We start from the raw sequence: 20,983 nt of genomic DNA on the forward strand, positions 1-20,983 counted from the left end.
CATTGTATAAAAATACATCTATAATAGCGTAAGCATATAAAACAGTATAAATATTACTCGGTAATATATGGTGCTTTAGAGTATACAGTGATTGGTAAGTATTAGTAATAAGGAAAGGGTTAGTTATGAGTTTCGATTGGAGTTTAATTTGGGATAATATACCGATTCTCTTACAAGGGGCGGTCATTACGATTCAAATTACGGTAATGGCAGTAGGTTGCGGTTTCTTCATTGGTATGATTGCCGCGTTGGCCAATTTGTCACGTTTTAGAATTGTTCGCTTATTGGTTAAATGTTATGTAGAATTATTCCGCGGTACACCGCTGTTGGTTCAGATTTTTATGATTTATTTTGCATTGCCAATGGTTATCGGTCAGTCCATCAATCCGTATGTAGCAGCTGTTACGGCTTGTAGTATTAACTCCGGTGCTTATGTTTCCGAAATCTTCCGTGCCGGGATTCAATCGATTGATAAAGGGCAGATGGAAGCGGGCCGTTCCTTAGGCCTCACTTGGGGGCAAACGATGCGTTATATCGTAATGCCGCAAGCATTTAAAGCGATTATTCCGCCGCTCGGTAACGAATTCATTGCCATGATGAAAGATACTTCCTTGGTATCGGTTATCGGTTTTGAAGAATTGACTCGTCGCGGTCAGTTGATTATTGCCAGAACTTACGGCTCCTTTGAAATTTGGACAGCCGTTGCGATTATTTATTTAATTATGACATTAAGTATTTCGCAATTAGTTGCATTCCTTGAAAGGAGATATAATATCAAATGATTAAGATGATTGATGTTTATAAAAGTTTTGGGAAAAACGATGTCCTTAAAGGGATTAATCTTCATGTGGAACGTGGAGAAGTGGTTGTTATTATCGGACCGTCCGGTTCCGGTAAAAGTACCGTTTTGCGTTGCATGAATTATTTGGAAGAACCGACCTCCGGTGATGTTATCGTAGACGGTATGAATTTAAATGTAAAAGAGAACATTAATAATGTGCGTGCCGAAGTAGGCATGGTGTTCCAACGTTTTAATTTATTTCCGCATATGACGGTGCTTGATAATATTACCTTGGCACCGCAGAAAATTCGTAAAATTTCTAAGGCCGAAGCGGAAGAAATTGCCCTTGAGTTATTGGCCAAAGTCGGTTTGCGAGATAAAGCCGATTCATATCCGCAACAATTATCCGGCGGTCAACAGCAACGTGTAGCTATTGCTCGTGCTTTGGCGATGAAACCTAAAGTGATGCTCTTTGACGAACCAACCTCGGCACTTGATCCGGAAATGGTAAGCGAAGTACTTGATGTTATGAAAAGTCTTGCTAAAGAGGGCATGACCATGGTTGTGGTAACTCATGAAATGGGTTTTGCCAAAGAAGTGGGGACTCGCGTGTTATTTGTAGATGAAGGCAAGATTCTTGAAGCAGGTACGCCGGCAGAAGTGTTTGAGCATCCGAAAAATGAACGAACTCAGTTATTCTTGTCGAAAATTTTATAACTATATTATAACGCCCTTAATTAAGGGCGTTATTTAATGAGTTCTGCGATGAATAAATTTTAATAATTTATGACTAAATAGCAGTGAGTTTTAAAATTTATCAAATCAGAAATATAATCTATGAGTATTTGATTTTTAAAATTTAAAATCGTGATAAATCTAGTCTGTATGGGTATTTCTCACTCATTATTAGTTAAAAATCTTTACTAAATAATTAACAAGATGTTTACTTTTGCATAATGGAGCCATAAATAATTGTATGTATACTTATAATGCATATACAGCATAATAAACTTGTTTTTTAATACTCTCTGTGCTAACCTTATTGAAGGGTATCATAAGTACTCTAATGCAGGGATTTTTTAGGAGGAATTTTTTATGCTCGGTAAAGTTAAGTGGTTCAGTGCAGAAAAAGGTTATGGATTTATTGAAAGAGAAGACGGTGGCGATGTATTCGTACATTTCTCCGCGATTCAGGAAGATGGTTTCAAATCCTTGAACGAAGGTCAAGAAGTAAACTTTGAAATCGTTGACGGACCTCGCGGCCCACAGGCTACGAATGTCACTAAAGCATAAATAACTACACTGAGAGATCGGCTTCGGCCGGTCTTTTTTATTTGCCTGCATTATGACAGATATTTTACGAGAATGTTTTGATCTGTACCTTTATTCGATTTGCCTGATATTGAAAAGATAGAGAAATGCAGTATTTATCGATGCTATCGAAGTTTGTAAAAATTTAATAAAAAATTTAAAAATTTTTCAAAAAATAAAGAGGACTTTTGTACACCTACGGAGAATTATATAAACATAGAAACAAGTTCGAAGTTTAGAACTTGGGAAGAAAGGGTGTTTCATATGAAAGTAACAGTAAGAGGTAAGAATTTAGAAGTAACTGCGGCTCTTCGTGAGTATTTGGAAAAACGTGTAGATAAGCTTGCTCGTTATTTCGATGCACCATTTGATGTACAAGCTGTGCTCTCAGTAGAAAAAGAAAATCGTGTAGTTGAATTAACTTGTTTCGTTGAAGGTATTGTACTTCGCGGTGTAGCATCGAATACAGATATGTATGCATCTATCGATTTAGTAGTCGATAAGATTGTTCGTCAGATTCATAAATATAAAACTCGTTTGGCACGTCGATTCAAGAAAGAAGCAGGCTTCAAACCGGATGCTTATGTACCGGAAGTACCTGTTCAAGAAGAAGAAATCAGCGTTGTTCGCCGCAAACATTTTGCTATTCGACCTATGAGTGTGGAAGAAGCTATTATGCAAATGAATTTGGTTGGTCATGACTTCTTTATGTTCTACAATGCAGAAACTGAAGTTATGAATGTAGTATATCGCCGTAAAAACGGTTCCTATGGTTTAATTGAGCCGGAGGTTTAATGGTCACTCCTTAGGGAGAACACCATAGGACGTTTAGATAACTGAATATATAATGAGCTGTAGCAGATTGTGAGTTCATGATCTGCTACAGCTTTTTGTTTATCTGGAGATTTTGTTTAAGACTGAATGTCAGAAGGTTCTGATTTATAGGATTCGGTATAGAGCTATCTTTATTATGATTTTTACTAATCGTCAGTTATTTTTATATGAGTTTTTAATAAAATTGGACTTGACAACAGTTCACTTAATACCTATTATAACAGTATTCTTTAGATTATGAGTTAAATGCATATATAAACACGATGATCAAAACAAGTACGTTCAATGAACCGAACAGAGAGATAAACCTTGGTTGAGAGTTGATTACGGTGTAGTTGGCACGAAATGCCTTTGTGAGTGGGAATGCTGAAATAATTGTAGGTGTTCACGTTGAACCGTCGTTATGGTATTTGAGTGCAATCGATAATGCATTTTATAATTATACGGTTGTAAACAGAGTGTAACCGCGGGCCACCGCCTCTGTCATGGAGGCGGTAGGCCTTTTTTTATACAATAGGGGGGATTTTATGATTGAACTCAGACATATTGATAAAGAGTTTGTGATAAAAAAGCAACATGTCCGAGCCTTACAAGATGTATCATTAACAGTTCAAGACGGTGATATCTTCGGGATTGTCGGCTTTAGCGGAGCCGGGAAGTCAACATTATTGCGTATGGTAAATGCATTGGAAGAACCGACCGCCGGTGAAGTTCTCATTGACGGTGTTAACATTAATGAATTGTCGCATAATGAGTTACGCAAAGTTCGTAAAGGCATCGGTATGATTTTCTAGTCCTTTAATTTGTTGAACTCTAAGACAGTGTATGACAATATTGCCATTCCGTTACGTTTGAATAAAGTGTCGGAAGATGAGATCGAAAAACGCGTTAAAGAGTTATTGGAGTTTGTAAACTTACCGGACCGAGCCAATGCGTATCCGACACAATTATCGGGCGGTCAGAAGCAACGTGTCGGGATTGCCCGTGCGCTGGCTACCAATCCGTCAATCTTACTTTGCGATGAAGCAACCAGTGCGTTGGATCCGGAAACAATGGAAGCCATCTTGAAGTTGTTAAAACGAATCAACAAAGAATTTAACATTACCATTTTATTGGTAACGCACGAAATAAACGTAATTCAGAAAATTTGTAATCGGGTAGCCGTCATGGAACATGGTTGTGTTGTTGAAACGGGCACGGTGCTCGATGTATTCAGTCATCAGACCCAAAGTATGACCAAACGTTTTGTGCAGACGGTTATTCCGGAACGTATTCCGGATAATATCGTAGCTCAGCTAAAAGCCGAAACAAGACCATATGAGTTGGTGAAGTTACGCTTTTTAGGTGACATGGTGACTAAAAATGTTATTTACGAAGTGAATCATAAATTTAATGTTGAAACCAATATCGTTTTTGCATCGGTTAATCAGTTACAGGATTCTGCATTGGGGATTTTTATTTTACAGATAACCGGGGCTCCCGAAGAAATTGGGGCAACTAAAAAATATATGTGTGACGCAGGACTTGAATGTGAGGTGATTACATTATGATGCCTGATTTGGGAGTACCTAATGAACAGATTATCTTGGCGGCTCAAGAAACCTTGTATATGGTATTTGTGTCGCTCATAATCGGATCCATTATCGGTCTTATCTTAGCCGTCATCTTAGTTTTGATAAATAAGGACGGTATTCTAAGAAATAATTATGTGTTTGCTGTTGTTAATACGATAGTGAACGTTATTCGCAGTGTGCCTTTTATCATTTTGATGGTATTTATCTTGCCGTTAACGAAATTGTTAATCGGCACCCGTATCGGTACGACGGCCGCGTTAGTTCCGCTCGTTATTTTTATTGCACCGTATTTAACGCGTTTATTTGAAAATTCGTTACTCAATGTAGACAAGGGGATTATCGAAGCCGCACAAGCCATGGGTGCTTCAAACTTTGAGCTTGTTTGGTATTTTATTTTGCCGGAAGCAAAAGCATCCTTAATTTTATCGGTTACGACCGGGACAATCGGTCTTATCGGAGCTACGGCGATGGCCGGGGCTATCGGTGCCGGCGGGGTTGGTGATTTGGCGCTTACTTACGGGTATGAACGCTTAAATTTCCCACTCATGTTGTTTCCTGTAGTTGTGCTTGTTATTTTTGTTCAGATTATTCAAACTGTGGGTAATCATTTCGCATTTAAGATGCGTAATCGTTGAGAAAAGAAAGCAGGGGTATTATGAATTTAAAACGTTTTAAGAAAATTGGTGTGTTGTTGGCGGCCACTGTATTAGGCGCCGTATTATTAGCCGGTTGCGGTAATGATTCCTCATCGGCAGACAAAAAAGATTTGGTATTCAGTAAATCGCAGGGCCCTTATTCGGAGCTTTTTGAACAAGCTGTTAAACCAATTATGGAAAAGAAAGGGTATAAAATTACAGCTCGTGACATGTCCGACTTGTTTCAGGCCGACGTAGCCTTAAATGACGGGGAAGTTGACTTCAACGTTGAACAGCATACGGCGTACATGGACAACTTCAATAAAAAACAAAACGGTCATTTGGTAGCTTTGACTCCGATTCCGACTGTACCGGCCGGTATTTATCCTGGCTCCAAAACTCAGTTGAGCCAAGTGGCCGACGGCGATAGCATTGCTGTTCCGAATGATGCTTCCAATACGGCTCGTGCGTATGCTTTGCTCCAAAAAGCAGGTCTTATCAAGCTTGATCCTAATAAAGATTTAGCTACGGTAACCAAAGCCGATATTATCGAAAATCCGCATCATCTTAATTTTGTAGAAATGAAATCCTTAACGATTCCGTCCGTTCGTACCGACTTTGCGTACATTGTAATTACTGGCGCTATCGTATATAATGCCAAGATTGATCCTTCCACTGCTTTGATGAAAGAAGATATTTTACCATACTTGCTCTTACAGCTTGTTGTATTGGACAAAAACAAAGATACCCAGTGGGCTAAAGATTTGAAAGATGCGTACAATTCTCCTGAATTCAAAGAATACATGAAGACACATAATAACGGTTTATGGTACGTGCCCGAAAACAAATAAAAAGTCATAATTACACAATGAAAATTGTCGAATAGAATAATAATGACCCTTTCAGTTGAGAGGGTTATTATTATTTTTAAAGCTTAATTACCTTGGATCCTGTACCGGGTATTTTCAGTTGAAACAGATGTTTTGAAAATATGTATATATTTAGTCATACTTAGGTATATAATATGTAAAAAGCTTATGACTTCAATTGTATATTTTGGTTTTTTTAGAAACTTTGTGATATAATTAATTGAATATGTATATAAGAGAATATACAGACCTAAGGAGTTGAGATATTTGTTTGATTTTATACAACGATTAATTGGTAATAACAGTGCACGCGAGATTAAAAAAATGCGTACCATCGTGGACGAAATTAATGGCTTGGAGCCAAGTTTTAGCAGTTTGAGCGACAGTTCGTTGGCTGCAAAAACACAGGAGTTTAAGAAACGCTTAGCTGACGGTGAAACATTGGATGATATTTTACCGGAAGCTTTTGCGGTTGTTCGTGAAGCTTCGAAGCGCGTGCTCGGCATGCGCCATTTTGATGTGCAACTTATCGGCGGTATTACTTTGCATCGCGGTAATATTGCAGAAATGCGTACCGGTGAAGGTAAAACTTTGGTGGCTACATTGCCGGTTTATTTGAACGCATTAACCGGTAAAGGCGTACATGTTGTTACGGTCAATGATTATTTGGCTAAGCGTGACAGCGAGTGGATGGGTAAATTATATCGGGCTCTTGGCTTAAGCGTTGGTCTTATTGTAGCCAATCTCGATTATAACCAACGTAAATTGGCCTATGCTTCTGATATTACGTATGGTACTAACAATGAATTCGGTTTTGACTATTTGCGTGATAACATGGTTATCCATGCAGAGCAGATGGTACAGCGGCCATTGAATTATGCAATTGTCGATGAAGTTGACTCCATCCTCATCGATGAAGCACGTACACCGCTCATCATTTCCGGTCCGGGGGAACGCTCCACGGACAGCTATTATACGTTAGCCAAGGTAGTACCGCAATTGGTAGCCGGCGAAGATTATACGATTGATGAAAAGCAAAAAACTATTGCACCTACGGAATCGGGGATTGCAAAGGTCGAAAAAATGCTTAAAATCGAAAACTTATATGATTCGGCTAACTTGGAATTGAATCACTTGTTAAATGCTTCGTTGCGTGCGTATGCTATGATGCATCGTGACAAAGATTATGTAGTAAAAGACGGTCAGGTTGTTATTGTCGATGAATTTACCGGCCGTTTGATGTTCGGCCGTCGTTATTCTGATGGCTTGCATCAAGCTATCGAAGCTAAGGAAGGTCTCAAAGTTGAACGCGAAAGTCAGACTTTGGCATCCATTACCTTCCAGAACTATTTCCGTATGTATGATAAATTAGCCGGTATGACAGGTACAGCTAAGACGGAAGAACAGGAATTTAACAACATTTACGGTTTGGAAGTATATGAAATTCCGCCAAATCGTCCGTTGTTACGTAAAGATTTGCCTGATTTAATTTTCAAAACTAAGAAGGCTAAATATAAGGCGGTTGTTAAAGATGTAGTAGAACGCCATAAGAAAGGACAACCTGTATTGGTAGGTACTACTTCGATTACACAATCCGAACAATTGAGTGACATGCTTCTTAAGAGCGGAGTGCCACACAATGTATTGAATGCCAAACATCATGAAAAAGAAGCGGAAATTGTAGCCAATGCCGGTCAACGCGGTATGGTAACTATCGCTACCAATATGGCCGGTCGCGGTACGGATATTTCCTTAGGTGAAGGCGTGGCAGAACTTGGTGGTCTCCATATCTTGGGTACAGAACGTCATGAAAGCCGCCGTATCGACAATCAGTTGCGCGGTCGTTCCGGTCGTCAAGGCGATCCGGGCTCCAGTCAGTTTTTCTTATCCTTGGAAGACGACTTGATGCGTATTTTCGGTGCCGATAATATTTCCGGCATGATGGACAAACTCGGCATGGAAGAGGATGAACCGATTGAACATTCCTTGATTACCAAATCCATTGAACGAGCTCAGAAGAAGGTAGAAAATCATAACTTCAATATTCGTAAATATATCTTGGAATATGACGATGTTATGAACCAGCAGCGTGAAGTATTATATGACCAACGCCGCAAAATTTTGGGCAATGATTCTTTGCGTGATACCATTATGGAAATGGTTGATTCATTAGCAATTAAAGCTATGAATCAATATGCCGATGAAAAATTATATCCGGAAGAATGGGATTATGAAGGTCTATTGAAACATTTAGAGCTTTTCTTCTTAGAACCGGGACAGCTTACAGTGGCTGAAATGGAAGATTTGGGCCGCGGTGAATTGCAAGAACGATTACTTGATATTGCGCATGAAGAATATAATAAACGAGAACAGCTTATTGGTGAAGCCAATATGCGTGAACTCGAAAAAGCAGTAATGCTTAAAGTTGTGGATAGCAAATGGATGGAACATCTTGATTCGATGGATATGTTGCGTGAAGGTATCGGCCTTCGTGCATACGGTCAGAAAAATCCGCTTGTTGAATACAAATTTGAAGCTTATGATATGTTTGAAGCTATGATTGAAGCCATTCAGGAAGATACGATTATGTATCTCTATCGCATTCGTATTGAATTGAATGACAATGTGATTGAAGAAGAATCAGCTGCCGATCCCCTGGCCAATGCGCAAACCCATCATGATGATGTGTTGGAACCACAAAATGTAGATTAGAAAACGCAGAATGGTTCGTCGCCGGGAGATATTTCGGCACGGCCATTTTCTGCTTTTGGTAAGAAATATTAGAAAGAGGTGAATAGATTGTTAGAGGATTTAAAAGGCCCTATTGACAATTTAGAGGAGCGAATTTATGGAATGAGGGATTCACTTTAACATCGCTCAGAAGGAAGATCGTATATTTACGTTAGATGTTAAAATGAGTGACCCCGAGTTTTGGAATGATCCCGATTCGGCAAAAGAAATATCTCAAGAAGCAACTCAGCTTAAAGATGCGGTAGAAGGCTATAAAGCGTTGGTCAGCGAAATTGAAGACTTAAAGCTTATGCTGGAAATGGCTATTGATGAGCAGGATGTTTCTATGGAATCGGAACTCAAGACTTCGGTAGAGCATATTACGGAAGAAGTGGAACGGCGTGAAGTATTACTCCTCTTAAGCGGTGAGTATGATACAAATAACGCGATTTTAACATTCCACGCCGGTGCGGGCGGTACAGAAGCTCAAGACTGGGTATCCATGTTGATTCGTATGTATTTGCGTTGGGCGGAACAGCACGGTTTTGCCATTACTATGATGGATGAACAACCGGGCGATGAAGCCGGTATTAAAAGCGCTACATTCCTTATTAAGGGTGAAAATGCCTTCGGGTATTTGAAGTCTGAAAAAGGGGTACATCGTCTGGTCCGTATTTCTCCGTTTGATGCGAATGCAAGACGTCATACATCCTTTGCGGCGGTTGATGTTATGCCGGAAATTGACGATACGGTAGATATTCATCTTGATATGAAGGATGTACGTGTCGATACGTATCGTGCCAGCGGTGCCGGCGGTCAGCATATTAATAAAACCGATTCGGCTATCCGTATGACGCATATTCCAACCGGTGTCGTAGTACAATGTCAGAGCGAACGTTCTCAAATTCAGAACCGTGAACAGGCTTTGAAATTATTACGAGCCAAATTGTTTGAGTTGGAATTGGAAAAGCAAGCTGAGTTAAAAGAAAAAATCGGCGGTACCTATCAAGCTATTGAATGGGGCAGTCAAATTCGTTCCTATGTATTCCATCCGTATAATTTGGTCAAAGATCATCGTACCGGTGTGGAAACGGGGAATATTCAGTCCGTTATGGACGGTAATTTAGATGCCTTTATGGAAGGTTATTTGAAAAAAGAAGCTAATTTGAAAATATAGGAGACGATTACACAGATGAAAAAGTTTATCGCCTTTTTGGTTATTGTCATAGTAGCTGTGGTAGTAGCGGCACAATTCTTTTTGCCGGGCTTTGTGGCAAACAAACTGGAACGAGAAATCAGTAATAAATTACATCCGGAAACTATTTCGTTACGCATTGAATCTTCACCGGCTATTGCCATGGTTGGCGGTCGTGTTGATCTTATGCGCGGTGTCTTAGAAAATGTTAAATTGGGCAACTTGAATTTTGCCGATGTTCATATGGACGTAAATAATTTAGAATTCAGCCCGGTTGCTTTATTTATGAATCAAACCATGGAAATTCAGCAGATGGGTAAGGGTGAAATCGAAGGTACGGTAACGTCTGCCGATTTAAAAACCTTTATGGAACAAGCTGTCAAAGGTTTATCTATTAAAGATGTTGTGATTAATTCCGACGGTATTGAAGTTATCGGTTCCGTAGATATGGGCTTTGTCAGAGGCACTGCGAATATTAAAGGCAAATTGGAAATTAAAAACAATGCACTCGTATTTTCACCGCAGCGCTTTGAAATTAACGGTGCCGGCATCGGTGGCTTGAATGCCTCTGTATTAAAACAAATTACTGTTTATGACTTTGCGGAATTCCCAATTCCTGTGAAAGCCGATCGCATTGAAACAGAAAATGGAGAACTTCATTTGTTTGTCAATCCGATAAGTAAGTAAGAAAGGTGTTACTGTGAAGGAAACTAATAGAAAAGAGAGAAAACATTCTTTAGTCCTTATTGCGATTATTATTATCGGTTTGTTGGCCGGATTATTTCTGGTACAACAGCGTCATGCTGTGGAGCAAGCACAGAATCAGATTGAAAATATAGTCGACTATGATGCTGTATTGAGAGCTTCTTCGTTTGAAAAAAGAAGTACTGAGGATGCCCTTAAAGCTTTGAAAGAAGCGGGTGTTACAGGGATGGCCATTTATGACAGAACCCTTGCCAAAGCACGTGATGCCGGTGAAGTTTTGGTGTATCCCGGTGAAGAAGCATTTATTCTTCAATTCTACGGTCCTCAACCTCAGCCGGGTTACACATATATAGTAGCGGATCCGGGTAAAGAAGGTTACTTCAAAGAAATTCACGAAGATTTGGTACAACGTTTAGGTAAGGACAAAGTAGGCGTTATGTATTCGAATCGCGGCCCTGTATTGGCATTGGCACAGCCATACGAGGCGCTGATGGATATGAATTTAAGCATCTCACGTTTACAAGCTGAAGAAGTAAGTCGCCAGGGTTTTGATGTTATTGTACGACCTACTAATTTTAAGCAGGTGACGAAAGAAAATGTAGATCTTGTGTTTAGTCGCTTAGACGGTATTCCCAATATAACAGGCATGGTTTTTGTTGGTAAAGAGGCCCTTGGCTATCCTAATTATATCGGCCTTACTAATGAATATTTGCATAATTTGCGTATTCCGATTGTAGGGATTGAAGCCGTAAACCAGTTACAGTATGAAAATCAGGTCGGGTTTAATAATGACTTGGCTGTAGCCGATGAATACAGTGTAGGACGCTTGTATACGATTGCTAAGGATGAATTCAAAAAATTACCGCCTGAAGAAGTATCGCAGCGTTTTTATATCAGTGATATTGAACGTAATATTCGTTTCAATTTATTGCCGATTTACGAAGAAGGCGTTGACAATCAAACGGCCTTGGAATCAAGCATTACTTATATGAAGTCGCTCAAAGAAAAACTTGAAGATCGCGGCTTTACCTTTGGCAGAGCTTCTGTGTATCCGCCATACTCGCCAAGTCCTATAGCTGTTGTGTTGACTATGGCCGGAGCAGTAGCGCTCTTTACGTTTATGGTTAATTTATTCTTGCCTATGCGTACGCATCGTCAGCTGGTATTAAACTTTACCTTGCTTTTGATTACGGTTGTATTGTATACGGTAACCGGCGGTACCTTAATTACGCAGATTTGGGCATTAAGTACAGCCATAGCGGCTCCGGTAGTGGCAATCATACTTATTATGGATTGCTGGCTTCGTCGGGCTGCAGGTCCTAAAGTGGGACCATGGCGTGCCACTTTGGATGCAGGCATTTATCTTGTCGGTGCGGCTCTGATCGCCGCTATCGGCGGTATCTTAATCGCCGCTATGCTTGGCAATACACGTTTCTTTATGGAATTTGCCTTATTCCGAGGCGTTAAGTTGGTATTCGTGGCACCAATCATATTAACAGTTATCGCCTATATGCAACGATTTCCGCTTTGGCAGGGACGAACTGTTGATTCTTGGCCTGAATGTCGTGACTTCATGAAATCTTTCTTAATCTTGGATGTTAAGATTTATATGATTATTGTGTTTGGTCTCTTAGGTATGGTTGCTTGGGTCTTCGTAGGACGCAGCGGTCATACGGCGGGAGTTCCGGTGCCCGGCTTTGAAATTGCTTTGCGTCGTTTCTTAGAGAACACATTGTATGCACGTCCGCGTGAAAAAGAATTTTTAATCGGTCATCCGGCTTTGATGTTGGCTTCCTTTGCACTCTTACGTCGCTGGCCGATGGTCTTACATTTTGTGTTTACTATTGCCGGCGTTATCGGTATTGGTTCTTTGGTAGAAACTTTCTGTCATTTACGAACACCTGTTATGATGTCGATTGCCCGCGGTTATGACGGCCTTTGGTTGGGCTTGATTTTCGGCGTTCTGGCAATTTTAGTATTCCGCTTTTTAGCCTACATTATTTCTTGGGCACAAAAACGGGAGGTAGCCAATGACTAGACTTGTTATCTCCGGTTATTACGGGTTCGGGAATGCAGGTGATGAAGCCATGTTGGCCGCCATTTTGGAGGCTATTCTGGAAGTAGTACCGGATGCGGATATTACCGTTATTTCCGGAAATCCGGCACATACCGCAGCGAATCACGGCGTAAAGGCCATCGGACGTTTTGATATGTTCGGTATTTTAAATGCCATTGGTCGTTGTGATTTACTGATCAGCGGTGGTGGCAGTTTATTGCAGGATGTAACGAGTAAACGTAGCTTATATTATTATTTAAGTATTATTACGTTGGCAACCAGCTTCGGCAAGCGGGTTATGCTCTATGCACAGGGCATCGGTCCGTTGCGTCGTAAGCGCGCCCGCCAGATTGTCGGTCAGGTTTTGAATAAGGTGACTATGATTACGGTTCGGGACGAGCGTTCTAAAGCAGAATTACTCGACATGGGTGTAACCAAAGTGCCGATTCAGGTGACTGCCGACGCAGTTCTTGCCATGCATCCTGTTGATAAAACTATCGGCAAACGATTGCTCAAACCGTATCAGTTATCCGGTGTACGTTATCGGGTAGGGGTGTCGGTTCGCAATTGGAAGCATTCTGTAGCATATCGCAATGAACTGGCTAAAGCATTAGATCGCTTACACGAGGAGTTGGGAGCCCAAGTAGTCTTTATTCCGATGCAGCATCCGGCGGATACGCAAGAGGCTTTGGCTATTAAGAGTTTAATGAAAAGCGAGCCGGTGGTACTGGAGCGCATGTACAACACAACAGAGCTTCTTTCGTTGGAAGGCTGTATGGATGTTTTAATTGGCGTTCGTTTACATGCTTTGGTGTTTGCGTCCTTAATGGAGAAGCCGGTTGTAGGAATTTCGTATGATCCTAAGATTACTAATTTCTTACATATGATCGGTCAAGAGCCGGTAGGAACTTTAGACGAAGTAAGCAGTGATACCATCTATGAATCAACGGCAAGTTTCCTTGAAAACTCCGCGTTACAGCAACAGGTGGTACAACGCATTGTTAAGCTTCGTGAGGAATCTCTTAAAAACGCTCATATTGCTTTATCCTTGCTGGATACGCCTAAATAAAAGTCTAATATAGAAGCCGTAGCTGTGCTATGCTTCGGGCAATACTGGCAATTACTGTGTTAAAGGTTTACAATAATAATTGTTTTATATCGATTATTTCGTTTAGAATATAAAATCTGCGTTACTTATTTTCCTAAAAGGAATGGAGGGTCTTTATGACAACATTAACAGCTGAGCAGAAGTCGTTGGTTCAAGAAAAGGCGACTGCAATTCGCGTAAGCATTCTCAAAGCCGTAACCGCCGCTAAATCGGGTCATCCGGGTGGTTCTTTATCCATTGCGGACCTCATGGCGTTATTGTATTACGTAGAAATGAATGTGGATCCGAAGAATCCTAAAGACGGTAATCGTGACCGCTTTGTATTATCAAAAGGTCATGCGGCACCGGCCTTATACGCTACTTTAGCTGAAAAAGGATTTTTTGACAAAGCTGAATTGGAAAATTTGCGTAAAATTGATTGCATGTTACAAGGCCATCCCGATATGAAACATACACCGGGCGTTGATATGTCCACCGGCTCTTTGGGTCAAGGCATCAGTGCGGCTTGCGGCATGGCGTTGGCCGGTCGTATTGATAAAAAAGACTATCGCGTATTTGCCGTTCTCGGTGACGGTGAATTGGAAGAAGGTCAGGTTTGGGAAGCCGCTATGTTTGCCGGTTTCTATAAACTTAACAATCTTACTGCTTTTATCGATTTCAACGGTCTTCAAATTGACGGCGACATTCGTGAAGTAATGTCTCCATTACCGATCGCACCTAAATTTGAAGCATTCAACTGGAATGTAATTGAAGTTAACGGCCATGACCTTGATGAATTACATAATGCCATTGAAGCAGCTAAAGCTTGTACCGATAAACCGACGGCTGTTGTTATGAACACCGTTAAAGGTAAGGGCATTAAGGAAATGGAAGGCCAGGCCGGTTGGCACGGTAAAGCACCGTCCGCTGAAGAATATGAAAAATTCGTAGCCGAATTGTTGGAGGTGTAAGATGGGTAAAGCAACACGTGAAGCATATGGTAATGCCTTGGTGGCTGTTGGTGCCGCTAATAAAAATATAGTCGTATTGGATGCGGATTTATCTAAATCCACTAAAACGGATAACTTTAAAAAAGCCTATCCGGATCGTTTCTTTAACGTTGGGATTGCGGAACAGAATTTAATCAGCGTCGGAGCCGGTTTGGCAGCGGCCGGTAAAATTCCGTTCGTATCTTCATTCTCTATGTTTGCTACAGGCCGTGCTTTTGAACAAGTGCGTAATGCTGTATGTTATCCTAAATTAAATGTAAAAATTTGTGCCACTCATGCCGGTATTACCGTTGGCGAAGACGGTGCGACTCACCAAAGTCTTGAAGATATTGCCTGCATGCGTGCCATTCCTAATTTGAAGGTTGTAGTTCCTGCCGATGAAGCTGAAACAACAGCCGTTATCAAATGGGCAGCTGATTATGAAGGCCCTGTATATGTACGTTTAGGCCGTGCCGGTGTTGATGATGTGACACCGGAAGGTTATGAATTTACACCGGGTAAAGCTGCACAATTGGTTGAAGGTACTGATGTTACCATCATTGCTTGCGGGGCTTTGGTAGGTCCTGCTGTGCAGGCTGCTAAATTATTGGCTGAACAAAATGTTAAAGCTCGCGTATTAAACATGGCCTCCATCAAACCGATTGATGCAGATGCTATCGTTAAAGCGGCCAAAGAAACCGGTGCTATTGTAACGGCTGAAGAACATAATATTTATGGCGGTTTAGGTGCTGCCGTAGCCGAAGTAGTAACAGAATTCGCACCTGTACCTGTTATTCGTATAGGCACTAAAGATACATTCGGTGAATCCGGTACACCTAAAGAGTTGATGGCCAAATACGGCCTTACTGCTGAAGATATCGTGAGTGCTGCAAAAACAGCAATTGAACGAAAATAGTAAAGGAAGTTAATCAATGATTCAATTTAACCATGTCAACAAAGTGTACGACAATGGCTCGCTGGCTTTGGATGACGTAACTATACATATTGAGAAGGGTGAGTTTGTACTTATCTGTGGTCCTAGTGGGGCTGGGAAATCCACGTTTATCAAACTATTATCACATGAAGTAGTACCTGATTCGGGAACCGTTATCGTAAATGACATGGAAGTATCTCATTTGAAGAAACGGAAAATTCCGTATTTACGTCGCCGTTTAGGCATCGTATTCCAGGATTTCCGCCTTTTACCGAATAAAACGGTAGCGGAAAATATCGCCTTTGCTCTTGAAGTAATTGAAGAAAAACCGAGTGTTATTAAAGAACGGGTTGCCTCCGTACTCGATATGGTCGGGCTAGGCCATAAGGCTAATGATTTACCGCAGGATTTGAGTGGCGGTGAACAACAGCGTGTCGCCATTGCCCGTGCCATCGTTAACAAACCGTTAGTGCTTATTGCCGACGAACCGACTGGTAACTTGGACCCTAATACCAGTAAGGGTATTGTTGAGTTGTTCAAAACGATTAATAATTCGGGCACAACCATTGTTATGGTAACGCATGACATGGAAATGGTTAAATATTTAAATAAGCGGGTTATTGCATTGGAAGATGGCCGCGTAATCAGTGATAGAATGCGAGGTGCTGAATTCAATGAAGCTTAGAACGTTCAGATACTTTGTGAAAGAGGCGCTCAAGTCTATGAGCCGCAACGGTCTCATGACGTTAGCGTCAATTTCCACAGTAGCATTATCTTTATTTATTCTGGGTGTATTTACTACCGGCGTTGTTAATCTTAACAACTTGGCTTCCAATTTGGAAAGTCAGGTAGAAATCAGTATTTACATGAAAGATGGTTTGACTACCAATCAGGTTATGGAAGTAGGTAAGAAGTTAAAAGCCTTGCCTGATATCAAGAAAATCGAGTTCGTCAATAAGGACGAAGCCATGAAGCGTTTTAAAGAACGTCTTGGCGATCAACAAGGTTTGGTAGCCGCTTTGGATGGTAATAATCCGTTGCCGTCTGCTTATGTGATTACATTTGAAAACCCGGAAGAAGTTAAAAATACGGCTAAATTAGTAGCTACGTTCCCTGAAGTGGAAAGTGCTCATTATGGGCAGGATGTAATTGAACAAATCTTCAAAATGACGCAAGTTATTCGTATCGGTGGTATTGCTTTAATTGCGTTCTTGGCAGGGGCAACCTTGTTTATTATCTCCAATACGATTCGACTTACCGTATTCGCGCGTCGTAAAGAAATCGGTATCATGAAATATGTAGGGGCCACTAACTGGTTTATTCGTTGGCCGTTCCTCATTGAAGGTATGTTACTCGGTTTTATCGGCGGGGCGATTGCGACGGCCTGTGTTTGGGAATTTTATCATTTCATTACACTTGAAGTGGAAAACTCCTTAGCCTTTTTACCGTTGGTTCCTATGTTCCCGTTCTTCTATGACTTAAGCGCTATTTTATTAGGCGTCGGTGTATTGGTAGGGGCAATCGGTTCCACTATTTCGTTGAAACAGTATATGAAGGTATAAGAGAAGGGTTGGTATGGCAAATAATAAATTATCCATGCGCATTGCGGCCGTTCTTTTAAGTACCACCATGTTAGCATCCGTACCGCTTACGACCATTTATGCCGAAGACGAGGATTTAAATAATCAGCTCAGCGGCATTCAACAGCAGATGGAAGAAGCAGGCAATAAAAAAGCCAATGCGGAAGTTACGATTACGAATGTGTCTGAACAATTACATCAGATTCAGGTGGAATTGGATCAGGCCACGGCTAATCTGAAAAACTACGAACAGCAGCGTATGGCTGTAGAAAATGAAATTGTTAAAAATGAAAAATTATTAGCAGAGGCACAGGCCCGCTTGTCTAAACGGGAAGGTGTTTTCAATAAACGTGTTCGTGATATTTATATTAACGGCCGTCTCAGCTATTTGGAAGTTATTATCGGAGCAAAAGATTTCAGCGATTTTGCCAATCGAGTAGAAATGTTGAAACGTATTATTGATGCCGATATTAAACTAATCAGCAGTATTAAGACGGAACGTGAAGAAATTTCACAACGTAAGGCTACCTTGGAAGCGGATCGTGCTAAAGTTGTAGAGCTTGAAAATAAAGCACGTGAAGCACAAGCGGTTATTCAGAAGAAGAAAGACGAACAGTCAGCAATCTTAGCACAGGCTCAAAATGATAAAGCCGTAGCGGAACAGATGCAGGCTGATTTACAGGCATCATCCGATGCAATTCGTGCTATGTTGCAACAACGTGCCGCTGAAAGAGCAGCCGCTGCGGCAGCAGCTGCACAAGCCGCTCAATCAAGCGGTGGCGGCAGTGATTACACGTATGTACAGGGCACAGGCCAATTGGCTTGGCCGGTATCCGGTGTTATTACGTCTGGTTTCGGTTGGCGTGAACATCCTATTTTCGGTCGTCAAATTTTTCACTCCGGTATTGATATCGGGGTTGATGAAGGTACGCCGGTACATGCGGCCGACTCCGGTACGGTTGTATATTCCGGTTGGATGGACGGTTACGGTTATGCCGTTGTTATCGACCATGGTAATGGTATTTCTACTTTATGTGCTCATAACTCCGACCTCGCTGTTTCGGAAGGTCAATCCGTAAGTAAAGGTACTGTTATTGCTTATGCAGGCAGTACGGGTAACGCTACGGGACCTCACGTTCACTTTGAAGTCCGTGTAAACGGTGATCCTGTAAATCCGTTAGGGTATTTATAAGATGAGCAGAGACTTTTTCAAACGGTGGTTGCCGGATTCCCTGTGGTCCGGCATCCGATTTGCCGTTAAATTTACACTGGCGGGCATCGTTTTTATGTGGCTCGTATTTTGGTATATTTCAGGGTCTCCGGTAGGAGCCGTAAAATTTTTCTTTACTTATTTTGTAGCCAGCCATTTTTATATGGATCCGGTGTCAAAAGCTTCTTTATTTGAAGGTTCTTTGGACGGCATGATTGATTCATTGGGAGAACCACATAGTCAGTATCTTAATGAAAAAGAATACAACGATATTTACATGCAAACATCGGGCAGTTACAGCGGTGTCGGCATAGTACTCGGTCAGGATAAAGAAGGTATCATGAAAGTAGCTACTGCCATTGAAGGGCAACCGGCTGCCGAGGCGGGGATTAAATCCGGCGACATTATTGTAGAGATTGATGGTGTGAATACATCCACTTTATCGATGGAAGAAGCGTCGAAGATGATTCGCGGTGAAGAAGGAACCACAGTCGTTCTTACAGTGATGCGTGATAATGAAATAAAGGATTATACTATCACACGTAAACAAATTACGTTACCTACAGTTAAGGGCAAAATGTTGGAAGATCATATCGGCTATATCCGAATCAGCCAATTTGCAGAGCCTACAGGTCCTGATTTTGCCAAAACATATAAGGAATTAAAAGATCAAGGCATGACGAAACTTGTGCTTGATTTGCGCGATAACCCGGGCGGTTTATTGACAACGGCTCAGGAAGTGGCCAATTATATTTTACCGGCCGGTCCTATTGTTACGATTCAGGATCGTTCCGGACAGGTAGAGTCGTATGACTCTGAAGGATTAGAGCCTGCCATTCCGATGGTTGTGCTTATTAACCAAGGATCTGCCAGTGCATCGGAAATTATTGCCGGTGCGGTGCAGGATGAAAAGGTTGGTACCATCGTAGGTATCAATAGCTATGGTAAAGGGACAGTTCAGACTATTTTGGGCGTACCGGGCAATGAAGGTATTAAGATTACCATTGCCAAATACCATACACCGAATGACAGGGTAATTGACGGCATCGGCATCAAACCTGATGTGGAAGTGGAATTACCTGACAATGCCAAGAGTGAAAGTGATGATACACAATTGCAGAAAGCATTGGAAATTTTAAAGACAAAATAATAGTGAGGCGGTAGCTGATTTGAGTTACCGCCCATATTACTATCAGTAAAGGATGAAAACTATGTTTATCGATCGTGCACGAATTTTTGTGAAAGCCGGTGACGGCGGCAACGGGATGAGTAGTTTCCGACGCGAAAAGTATGTTCCTAACGGCGGCCCTAACGGCGGCGATGGCGGTAAAGGAGCGGACATCATTTTAAAAGCGGACAGAAATATCAATACTCTCGTTGATTTCAGATATAAGAGACAGTTTAAAGGACCGGCCGGTGAAGGCGGTCAGAGCAGTAATAAATACGGCCGTGGTGCCGATAATATGATTATTCCCGTACCGTTGGGTACGACTGTAAAAGACGAAGAAAGCGGTAAATTAATGGCTGACCTTGTCGAAGACGGTCAGACCTATGTGGTGGCCAAAGGCGGTCGCGGCGGTCGCGGCAATGCTCATTTCCATACCAGTGCCAATCGTGCGCCTACATTTGCCGAAAAAGGCGAACCGGGTGAAGAACGTTGGTTGCAATTGGAACTTAAAGTATTGGCCGATGTAGGTTTATTGGGATATCCGAGCGTGGGTAAATCCAGTATTATTCGTAAAGTATCTTCTGCCAAACCGGAAGTGGCGGCCTATCACTTTACCACATTGACTCCGGTACTCGGCGTTGTGTCGGTAGCGGAAGGTCAAAGCTTTGTTATGGCCGATATTCCGGGACTTATTGAAGGGGCCAGTGAAGGGGTAGGCCTTGGTCATTCCTTCTTACGCCATGTGGAACGAAGCAATATCTTAATACATGTTCTTGATGTGTCGGGCATGGAAGGACGTGATCCGATTGAGGATTTCCATACCATTAACAAAGAACTTGCCAAATACAGCGAAAAATTAAGCAAAAAGCCTCAATTAATTGCTTTGAATAAGATTGATATGTTACAAGATGAAGAAACATTGCCACGCGTTACCAAGTATTTTAAAGATCAAGGTTATGAAGTATTTCCTGTTAATGCTTTGACCGGTGAAGGTTTACCGGATTTGGTAAATCGTGCTTGGTATTATGTTGAAAACTATGTACCGGAACCGGAAGCGGTGGATGATACCGTAATTTACGAAGCAAAACCGGATACGGACTTTACGATTACGCGTGGCGACGATGCATCGTTTATTATCAGTGGTGCCCGTATTGAAAAATTAGTAGCTATGACTAATTTGGAAGACGAACAAGGGTTACGACGTTTTCAGAAAATTTGGTCCTATATGGATTTGGACCGTCGTTTAAAAGAACGTGGCTGTAAGGACGGCGATGAAGTGGTAATCGGTGAACAACGTTTTACATTCCACGATTTATAAGGAAGGA

General features: G+C 41.5%; 19 protein-coding genes and 1 pseudogene. All 20 read left to right on the plus strand.

Going from position 1 to position 20,983, the window contains the following annotated elements; genetic code table 11:
• Nucleotides 1-125 precede the first annotated feature (125 nt).
• The 20 genes and pseudogenes from EO126_RS04420 (at nt 126) to obgE (ending at nt 20,976) form a co-directional block, all read left to right on the plus strand.
• A complete protein-coding gene (locus EO126_RS04420; RefSeq protein WP_006556862.1) occupies nt 126-782 on the plus strand; it encodes an amino acid ABC transporter permease in 657 nt (218 codons plus the stop codon).
• Nucleotides 779-1,498, plus strand: a complete 720-nt coding sequence (locus tag EO126_RS04425; protein WP_006556861.1) for an amino acid ABC transporter ATP-binding protein — start codon at nt 779-781, stop codon at nt 1,496-1,498. The genes EO126_RS04420 and EO126_RS04425 overlap by 4 nt, the downstream gene beginning before the upstream one ends.
• Before the next feature lie 378 nt (nt 1,499-1,876).
• Entirely contained in the window at nt 1,877-2,074 is a 198-nt protein-coding gene (locus EO126_RS04430; protein ID WP_006556860.1) for a cold-shock protein, read from the plus strand.
• A 282-nt stretch (nt 2,075-2,356) separates the two neighbouring features.
• A complete protein-coding gene (gene hpf, locus EO126_RS04435) occupies nt 2,357-2,887 on the plus strand; it encodes a ribosome hibernation-promoting factor, HPF/YfiA family (protein WP_006556859.1) in 531 nt (176 codons plus the stop codon).
• Nucleotides 2,888-3,453: 566 nt separating this feature from the next.
• Nucleotides 3,454-4,050 (plus strand): annotated as a pseudogene (locus EO126_RS10915) (methionine ABC transporter ATP-binding protein); the annotation flags it as partial.
• A 225-nt stretch (nt 4,051-4,275) separates the two neighbouring features.
• Nucleotides 4,276-4,476 (plus strand): NIL domain-containing protein, encoded by a 201-nt coding sequence (locus tag EO126_RS10920; protein WP_231160819.1) that lies wholly within the window; start codon nt 4,276-4,278, stop codon nt 4,474-4,476.
• Nucleotides 4,473-5,135 carry a methionine ABC transporter permease gene (locus EO126_RS04445; protein WP_225723650.1) on the plus strand — a complete coding sequence of 221 codons (663 nt, stop codon included), beginning with the start codon at nt 4,473-4,475 and terminating at the stop codon, nt 5,133-5,135. The genes EO126_RS10920 and EO126_RS04445 overlap by 4 nt, the downstream gene beginning before the upstream one ends.
• 20 nt (nt 5,136-5,155) lie before the next feature.
• Nucleotides 5,156-5,986 carry a MetQ/NlpA family ABC transporter substrate-binding protein gene (locus EO126_RS04450; protein WP_006556855.1) on the plus strand — a complete coding sequence of 277 codons (831 nt, stop codon included), beginning with the start codon at nt 5,156-5,158 and terminating at the stop codon, nt 5,984-5,986.
• A gap of 285 nt (nt 5,987-6,271) precedes the next feature.
• Nucleotides 6,272-8,716, plus strand: coding sequence for a preprotein translocase subunit SecA (gene secA, locus EO126_RS04455; RefSeq protein ID WP_006556854.1), 2,445 nt, complete (start codon nt 6,272-6,274; stop codon nt 8,714-8,716).
• A gap of 87 nt (nt 8,717-8,803) precedes the next feature.
• Nucleotides 8,804-9,911, plus strand: a protein-coding gene (prfB, locus tag EO126_RS04460; protein ID WP_225723651.1) for a peptide chain release factor 2 whose coding sequence is annotated in 2 segments (ribosomal slippage) — nt 8,804-8,860 and nt 8,862-9,911 — 1,107 coding nt in all. Because the reading frame shifts where the segments join, the coding sequence is not laid out codon by codon here.
• Between the two features lie 15 nt (nt 9,912-9,926).
• A complete protein-coding gene (locus EO126_RS04465; protein WP_006556852.1) occupies nt 9,927-10,616 on the plus strand; it encodes an LmeA family phospholipid-binding protein in 690 nt (229 codons plus the stop codon).
• 13 nt (nt 10,617-10,629) lie between these two features.
• Nucleotides 10,630-12,672 carry a DUF5693 family protein gene (locus EO126_RS04470; protein ID WP_006556851.1) on the plus strand — a complete coding sequence of 681 codons (2,043 nt, stop codon included), beginning with the start codon at nt 10,630-10,632 and terminating at the stop codon, nt 12,670-12,672.
• Nucleotides 12,665-13,759, plus strand: a complete 1,095-nt coding sequence (csaB, locus tag EO126_RS04475) for a polysaccharide pyruvyl transferase CsaB (RefSeq protein ID WP_006556850.1) — start codon at nt 12,665-12,667, stop codon at nt 13,757-13,759. The genes EO126_RS04470 and csaB overlap by 8 nt, the downstream gene beginning before the upstream one ends.
• 155 nt (nt 13,760-13,914) lie before the next feature.
• On the plus strand, nt 13,915-14,748 hold the full coding sequence (locus EO126_RS04480; protein ID WP_006556849.1) for a transketolase: 834 nt from the start codon (nt 13,915-13,917) through the stop codon (nt 14,746-14,748).
• Between the two features lies 1 nt (nt 14,749).
• Nucleotides 14,750-15,682 carry a transketolase family protein gene (locus tag EO126_RS04485; protein WP_006556848.1) on the plus strand — a complete coding sequence of 311 codons (933 nt, stop codon included), beginning with the start codon at nt 14,750-14,752 and terminating at the stop codon, nt 15,680-15,682.
• Between the two features lie 16 nt (nt 15,683-15,698).
• The gene (ftsE, locus tag EO126_RS04490; protein WP_006556847.1) at nt 15,699-16,385 is read left to right on the plus strand and encodes a cell division ATP-binding protein FtsE; all 687 of its coding nucleotides are present in this window, start codon (nt 15,699-15,701) and stop codon (nt 16,383-16,385) included.
• Nucleotides 16,375-17,262 (plus strand): permease-like cell division protein FtsX, encoded by an 888-nt coding sequence (ftsX, locus tag EO126_RS04495; RefSeq protein WP_040771339.1) that lies wholly within the window; start codon nt 16,375-16,377, stop codon nt 17,260-17,262. The genes ftsE and ftsX overlap by 11 nt, the downstream gene beginning before the upstream one ends.
• 13 nt (nt 17,263-17,275) lie before the next feature.
• On the plus strand, nt 17,276-18,472 hold the full coding sequence (locus EO126_RS04500; RefSeq protein ID WP_006556845.1) for a murein hydrolase activator EnvC family protein: 1,197 nt from the start codon (nt 17,276-17,278) through the stop codon (nt 18,470-18,472).
• 1 nt (nt 18,473) lies between these two features.
• Nucleotides 18,474-19,640 carry a S41 family peptidase gene (locus EO126_RS04505; protein ID WP_006556844.1) on the plus strand — a complete coding sequence of 389 codons (1,167 nt, stop codon included), beginning with the start codon at nt 18,474-18,476 and terminating at the stop codon, nt 19,638-19,640.
• A 61-nt stretch (nt 19,641-19,701) separates the two neighbouring features.
• Nucleotides 19,702-20,976 carry a GTPase ObgE gene (gene obgE / locus EO126_RS04510; protein ID WP_006556843.1) on the plus strand — a complete coding sequence of 425 codons (1,275 nt, stop codon included), beginning with the start codon at nt 19,702-19,704 and terminating at the stop codon, nt 20,974-20,976.
• Nucleotides 20,977-20,983: the final 7 nt, after the last annotated feature.

Origin of the sequence: Veillonella seminalis, assembly GCF_003992065.1 — a bacterium.
Classification (GTDB): domain Bacteria; phylum Bacillota; class Negativicutes; order Veillonellales; family Veillonellaceae; genus Veillonella_A; species Veillonella_A seminalis.